Below are 7,015 nucleotides of genomic sequence, written 5' to 3'. Positions count from 1 at the left end.
GGCTGGGATTTTTTAAGATATATTTCTGTCAGCGTGAAATCATTATTCCTGTGGGAGCATGATAACGCTCACGCTGTTCTTGCCGATGAAGTTGTCCTTAACATACTTAGCAACAGATGCTGGAGTGAGGGCGTTGACGAGCTTCTCGTAGTCAGTGTTGATGTCAACACCGTTCTCGTCCCATGTCTGGATAACGTTCATCCAGTAGCCGTTGGTCTTCAGACCATCCTCATAGCGTTTTACCATCAGGTCCTTGGTCTTGTTCAGCATGTCAGCGTCGATTGTAGAACCGAGCTTCTGCAGCTCCTCGCGCATGATCTGGATAGCGATGTCCTTCTTCTCAGGCTTAACAGGGCAGTAGCCGTAGATAGCGTTGAATGGAACGTCGTTGCCGAGGTTGGCGAAACCGCCGGCGTTAGCTGAGTATGCTGCGCTCTGCTCCTCGCGGATAGTCTTCAGATATACCATGTCGAGCACCTGTCCGGCTGCGTCGGCCTTGATAGAGTTGTCGAGAGTGAATGGCACGGTGTTGTTATACCAGAACATGTAGATGTTAGACTTAGGAGTCTCCATCTTGCGGTGGAATGTGTTGTCCACGGTGCCTGTAGCATACTTGGAGATCTTGTTGAAGTTCTCGTGAACGAACTTCTTGCCCTTCTTCACTGAAGGCAGAGAAGCGATGTAAGTCTCGATGTACTGACGGACGAGAGTCTCGTCGAAGTTACCTACGATGGTGAATGTGAAGTCAGCAGCGTTGGCAGTGCGCTCCTTGGCGATCTGCAGGATGCGGTCGTAGTTGGCGTTGTCGAGGTCTTTCTCTTCGAGAGAAATCTGACGGGCGTCGTGAGCGTGGAGAGTGTATGTTACAGAGTCCTGGAGAGCGCTCTCAGCAGAGAGAGACTTGTTCTTCAGGGCAGCGCGATACTGGTTGATGAGTGAGTTGAAAGCCTGCTCGTCCTTCTTGATGTTAGTGAAGTAGAGATAGTTCATCTGGAACATTGTCTCCATATCCTTCGGTGTGCAGCTTCCGCTGACATACTCGTGGAGGTTAGCCAGAGACAGGTTCACGTTGGCGTTCTTGCCGGCGAGAACCTTCTGCAGCTCTGTGCTGCTGAAGTTTCCGAGTCCGCTGTAGCTTATCACGTCGTTGAACAGGTCGAGGTTAACTCTCTCCTTTGCATCGTAGAGAGACTTACCACCCTTTGAAGAACCGTTGAACAATACCTCACCCTCTTTCAGGTTAGTCTTCTTCAGCAATACGCGTGCACCATTGCTCAGTGTCAGCTCCTTGTATCCGAACTTGGCATTCTCCTTCTCAGAAACAATCTTGCCAGCCTTTGGCTGCTCTGCGATGAGAGGCTCCTGCTTAACGTTGTCTACGTAAGCCTCGATCTTCTCTGCGCGGGCATCGTCGTAAGCCTTCTTCAAGCTTGCCTCTGTAGAATATACCATACCTTCCTTCTCAGTTGTGGTGTTGTAGATCACAACGTTAGAGTCGCTGAGGCTGATGAGCTGCTTCATAGCCTCGTTTACCACATCTACAGGTAGCATCGGAGTGAGCTGCTGCATGATCTGGTAAGTCTGCTCGATAGAGAGCAGAGGCTCCTTCTCAAGATAGTTGCTTGCGCAAGCGCGGCCGAACACGTCGTTGTTGATCTTGTCGCGGTTGGTATACTTCTTCTCAAGGGCGCTCATGTAGTTTGCCTTGGCACGCTCATACTCAGTAGCGGTGAAGCCGAACTTGGCTGCACGCATAGCCTCGCGGGTCAGGGCAGCGAGAGAAGCCTCTGTCTGTCCGTCCTTTGGAGTGGCGATGAATGTGAACGCATCCTTTGTCTTGGCGAAGATATAGTTGCCGGCATATCCGTAAGCGCTTACGAATGGGGCGTCAGCCTTCTGTGCTTCCTCCTGCAGACGTGCGTTCAGCATGGCAGAAGCCATGTCGGTAACGAAGTCCTCGATGAGGTATGGCAGATAGCCTTTCTGGTCTTCCGGAGTAGAGTCATACTTGAACATCAGCTCCACTGAGTTCATCTGCTCCTCCTTGTCCTTGTCGACGATGATGATTGGCTCAGCATTGTCTGGAACCTGCTCGTCAACGATAGGTGCCGGGTTTTCCGGGTTCTTGATGTCAGAGAACATCTCCTTGATCTTAGCCTCGGTGCGGTCTACGTCGATGTCACCAACCACGATGATAGCCTGGTTTGTTGGGTGATACCACTTCTCGTAGTAGTCGCGCAGAGCCTTAGGCTTGAAGTTGTCGATTACCGACATCAGACCGATAGGGTAGCGCTTGCCGTACTTGCTGCCAGGGTAGAGCTTCTCGAGGTTGCGCTCGAACATACGGCTGCTTGCCGATGTGCGCATACGCCACTCCTCGTGGATAACGCCGCGCTCCTGGTCGATTTCTTTAGGATCGAGAGTCAGGCTGTTGCTCCAGTCCTTTAGGATGAGCAGACAAGAGTCGAGGGCTGCGATGCCACGGTCTGTAGGAACATTGTTGATGTTGTATACAGTCTGGTCGATGGATGTGTAGGCATTGAGGTCGCCGCCGAACTGCACGCCGAGTGAACGGGTGTAGTCGATAACACCGTTGCCTGGGAAATTCTTTGTTCCGTTGAAGCACATGTGCTCAAGGAAGTGTGCCAGACCGCGCTGGTTCTCTTCCTCCTGGATAGAACCCACACGCTGGGCGATGTAGAAGTTCACACGCTTCTCTGGATAACCGTTGTGGCGCACGTAGTAAGTCAGTCCGTTTGCCAGTTTGCCTGTCCTTATTGCTGGATCGATAGGCAGGGGCTGCATCATTGGGTTGGCCTCCTGTGCGTTGATGCCCAGTGCGCCTGTGACAACCAATGCCGCAAACACTAAGATTTTTCTGATTTTCATGTTTATTATTGTTTAAAATTATTGTATGTCTTTCTTCGTAAAATATCCGGTAATGGTGGAAATAACTCCACAAAATTAGGAAATTTACAATTACCATACGATTTAAACCCTGATTTTACTACAGAAAAGCCTTGATATATAACCTATTTTAACATATTTGGCTGGCATTTAGTGGAATAGACCATCCGGTTTTGCCTGGATTCTGATCCAAATCGGTATCATGCCGATTGGTGTTAAACCCAAAACGGTCATCAGACTGTTTGACTTTAAGAAAAATCCAAGCAATGCCTAATGACCGATTGGGGTTAAATCAAAATCCGGAAAAGTCCTTATGACCGATTTGAGTTTAAAGACAAATCGCTCCCTTCCCTCTTCGGAGGTCAGGATGGATTGCCCCTCATCAATATTTGAAAGAGCTTCCGCCGAGGAACTCCCTGAGCAGCGAAGTGGGCGGTACCTGGCGGTTTGTGATAGGCTTGATGTATTTCAGGAACTTCAGCAGCCTGTATGCCTCACTGTATTCGTCACAGTTCTCTGGCACCTGCTCAAGCAGAGGCACCGCCTGCTGCTTTATCACTGCCAGCTCAAAGATCATCGCCGTGTTGAACATGGCGTCGGCATTCTCCTGGAACGGGAATATCCATTTGTTCTCGCCAGCCCTCACCGAAGGCCAGCGGTGTATTGTCTCCATGGCGTTCACGCCGCGGTATTTGTAGTCGCGGATGATGCGTCGGAGCAGACGGTTGTCGGTGGTAGGTACATAGTTGTGGCTGTCGAGCAATATGGTGGTGAATGCTGAGGCATAGACACGGAATATCTGTTCGTCGGGAATCTGTGCCGTCAGTTCCGGGTTCAGTGCATGGATGCCTTCCACCACGAGCACGTCGTTCTCGTGCATCTTCAGTTTCTTGCCGCTCTTCTCGCTGCGTCCCGTCTGGAAGTTGTATTTCGGCAGCTCTATCTCCTTGCCGTTGAATAGGTCGTTCATCTGCTGGTTGAGCAGCGGGATGTTGAGGGCGTAGAGACTCTCGTAGTCGTATTCGCCATTCTCGTCCTTCGGTGTGTGCTCACGGTCAACGAAATAGTCGTCGAGTGATATGGCGATAGGTTTTATGCCGTTGGTGAGGAGCTGTATTGAGAGTCGTTTGCACGACGTTGTCTTTCCGCTCGACGACGGTCCGGCGATGAGCACCATCTTCACCTTCTTCCTTGCGGCTATCTCGTCGGCGATATGCGCTATCTTCTTCTCCTGCAGAGCCTCAGAGAGGTTTATGAGGTCAGTGGTCATACCTTTGTCCACAGCCTCGTTCAGGTCGCCGATGGTGCGCAGACCGAGTATGTCCTGCCAGTGGTGGTGCTCCTTGAAGATATCGAACATCTTGTCCTGGTGTATCAGTTCGCCGAGCTGTCCCGGGTCTTTGAGCGACGGTATGCGCAGCAGCAGTCCGTCGAAATATTTCTCCAGTCCGAAGAGTTTCAGCTGCGACGTGTTGGTGAGCAGCGACCCATAGTAGTAGTCCTTGTATCCGTCTATATCATAATAGGTGGTGTATAGCGAACCGGTGCTTCTGAGCAGTTTCACCTTCGACTCCCTGCCCTCGAATACCTTTATCGCCTCCTCCGTGGTGCATTCGTGGCGGCGCAGCGGCAGTTTGGCGTCGATAATCTCCTGCATGCGCTGTCTGATTCTTGCTGCCACCTGTTCCGTCACTTCCTCGCCTATGATGAGGTCGCAGTAGTAACCGTTAGACACCGGAATGTCTATCCATACGTTGCCTTCGGGATAGAGGTCGTGCACCGCCTTGCAGAGCACCATGAAGAGGGTTCGGGTATATGTCCGCTGTCCTGAAGGCGAGGTGAGGTCGAGGTATTCCACGTCCTTGTTGTGGTACACCCTGAAGTTGAGTCCTTCAACCTTGTTGTTCACCTTTGCACTCACCGGACCGTATTTCATATCGAGGCCAGAAGCGTCATAAATTTCAGAAAGTGTGCTTCCGATTGCAGAGTTTAAAACTTTTTTATTATTTTTGCAACGGATTTGTATTACTTGTTTCATAAGTGTTACATTTTTAGGGATTCACGTTTGTAAAGTTACTCCCTTTCTGCGACATTAATGCGCGTCAGCATCATAAATAAATTTAAAATATGTCGATTTGGATTATTTTTAAGATCATTGGATCATTGGCTCTGCTCATCTATGGCATGAAGGTCATGAGCGAAGCCTTGCAGAAGATGGCCGGTTCGCAGTTGCGCCACATCCTCGGCACCATGACCAAAAACCGTTTTACCGGACTGATAACCGGTATGTTCGTAACAGCGTCTGTGCAGTCGTCCACTGCCACCACCGTGATGACAGTATCCTTTGTCAACGCCGGTCTCCTCACACTCGCCCAAGCCATATCAGTGATTATGGGAGCCAATATCGGTACCACGTTCACGGCATGGATCATGACACTGGGATTCTCGTTCAATATGGCGAACGTGGTGTTCCCCGTGTTCTTCATAGCACTCCTGTTGATATACAGGAAGAAGCACCGTTATGTAGGTGACTTCCTGTTCGGCGTCGCTTTTATGTTTTTCGCCATTTCCACCCTCGGCGCCACTGGCAAGGAAATGGACCTCAGTCACAACCAGTCGGTAATAGAATTCTTCTCGTCGTTCGACAAAGACAGCTACCTCACCATATTCGCGTTCCTCGGATTGGGAACGATACTTACATTCTGCATGCAGTCGTCGGCAGCCCTCATGGCCATCACCATGGTGCTCTGCTCCAGCGGTGTGCTGCCGATATATATGGGTATAGCCCTCGTGCTCGGTGAGAACATCGGTACCACCATCACCTCAAACATCGCGGCGATGGGAGCCAACACCCAGGCAAGGCGTGCCGCCATGGCACACCTCTCGTTCAACGTGTTCGGAGTGTTGTGGGTGCTCTGCATATTCTATCCCTTCATAGATATGGTATGCGGATTCGTGGGCGTTGACCCGCATTCAGGCCACATCGACGCCTCACGCCTCTCTGTGGTGCTCGCCGCCTTCCACACCACCTTCAACGTGTGCAACACGGCAGTGCTGATATGGTTCATACCACAGATGGAAAAACTCGTATGCACCATCATCAAGCCAAACGCCATGAAGGACGAAGACGACTTCCGCCTGCGCTACATCGGCGACAACACCCTCATGGCCACTCCGGAGCTTTCGGTGCTCGAGGCACGCAAGGAGATACAGTCGTTTGCAGAGCGCATACAGCGTATGTTCTCTATGGTGAGAGAACTGCTCGGAGTGAAAAACGAGAACGACTTTGTGAAGCTCTTCACACGCATCGAGAAATATGAAGGCATCTCCGACAATATGGAGATAGAGATTGCCAACTATCTCGACAAGGTGAGCGACTCACACCTCAGCGACGAGACGAAGGCGAAAATACGCGCCATGCTACGTGAGATATCAGAGATAGAGAGTATCGGCGACAGCTGCTACAACATAGCACGCACGCTGAACCGCAAACTGCGTGGCAAGGAGGACTTCACCGAGCAGCAGTATGACCATCTGCACCAGATGTTCGAGCTCACCGACGACAGTCTCACACAGATGAACGTGATGCTCTCCAGCAGACGCTACGACCTCGACGTGAACCGTTCGTTCAACATAGAGAACGAGATAAACAACTACCGTACGCAGCTCAAGAGCCAGAACATCAACGACGTGAACAACCATCTCTACACCTACGCCATCGGTACGATGTATATGGATATCGTGAGCGAGTGTGAGAAACTTGCCGACTACGTCATCAACGTGGTGGAGGCACGTATGGGAACAAAGCAGCGCGAGGCATAACCACGCCTGACCGCAGTCACGCCAGACTACATCCACATCTGGCTGACAGAATAATCCACAGTGGGGGACAAGGGCAGAAAACGACAAGTCATCGTCGCATCGCCCTTGTCTCCCATTGTCGTTTTCTGCCTCTTCCTAAACCATGAACTTTGGGGCATCCGTCTGGCATCAATTCTGCCCAAGTGGGGCAAGCTGCTTGCCCCACATGTGAAAGCACCTTGCCCCACTTGGGCAAGCACCTTGCCCATTTTTAACCCCAATCGGTCATTAGGGCTTGCCTGGATTT

The 7,015-nt window shown here is 51.0% G+C and carries 3 protein-coding genes; 1 reads left to right on the top strand and 2 read right to left on the bottom strand.

From position 1 onward, the window contains the following. Positions 1-42 precede the first annotated feature (42 nt). Positions 43-2,889 carry a M16 family metallopeptidase gene (locus QVO99_RS03020; RefSeq protein ID WP_022316113.1) on the bottom strand — a complete coding sequence of 949 codons (2,847 nt, stop codon included), beginning with the start codon at positions 2,887-2,889 and terminating at the stop codon, positions 43-45. 400 nt (positions 2,890-3,289) lie between these two features. After that, the gene (locus QVO99_RS03015; RefSeq protein ID WP_022316112.1) at positions 3,290-4,945 is read right to left on the bottom strand and encodes a nucleoside kinase; all 1,656 of its coding nucleotides are present in this window, start codon (positions 4,943-4,945) and stop codon (positions 3,290-3,292) included. An 89-nt stretch (positions 4,946-5,034) separates the two neighbouring features. On the opposite strand from QVO99_RS03015, the gene QVO99_RS03010 reads away from it, so the two are divergent. After that, positions 5,035-6,729, top strand: coding sequence for a Na/Pi cotransporter family protein (locus tag QVO99_RS03010; RefSeq protein ID WP_022316111.1), 1,695 nt, complete (start codon positions 5,035-5,037; stop codon positions 6,727-6,729). Positions 6,730-7,015 lie beyond the last annotated feature (286 nt).

Source organism: Prevotella sp. CAG:592 (assembly GCF_000436015.1).
Taxonomy (GTDB): Bacteria; Bacteroidota; Bacteroidia; order Bacteroidales; family Bacteroidaceae; genus Prevotella; species Prevotella pectinovora.
This window is presented reverse-complemented; position numbering and strand designations above follow the sequence as displayed.

Bases quoted from the DNA above. Each gene is read 5' to 3' on its own strand.
- QVO99_RS03020 (WP_022316113.1), bottom strand. From the start codon at position 2,889: ATGAAAATCAGAAAAATCTTAGTGTTTGCGGCATTGGTTGTCACAGGC.
- QVO99_RS03015 (WP_022316112.1), bottom strand. From the start codon at position 4,945: ATGAAACAAGTAATACAAATCCGTTGCAAAAATAATAAAAAAGTTTTA.
- QVO99_RS03010 (WP_022316111.1), top strand. From the start codon at position 5,035: ATGTCGATTTGGATTATTTTTAAGATCATTGGATCATTGGCTCTGCTC.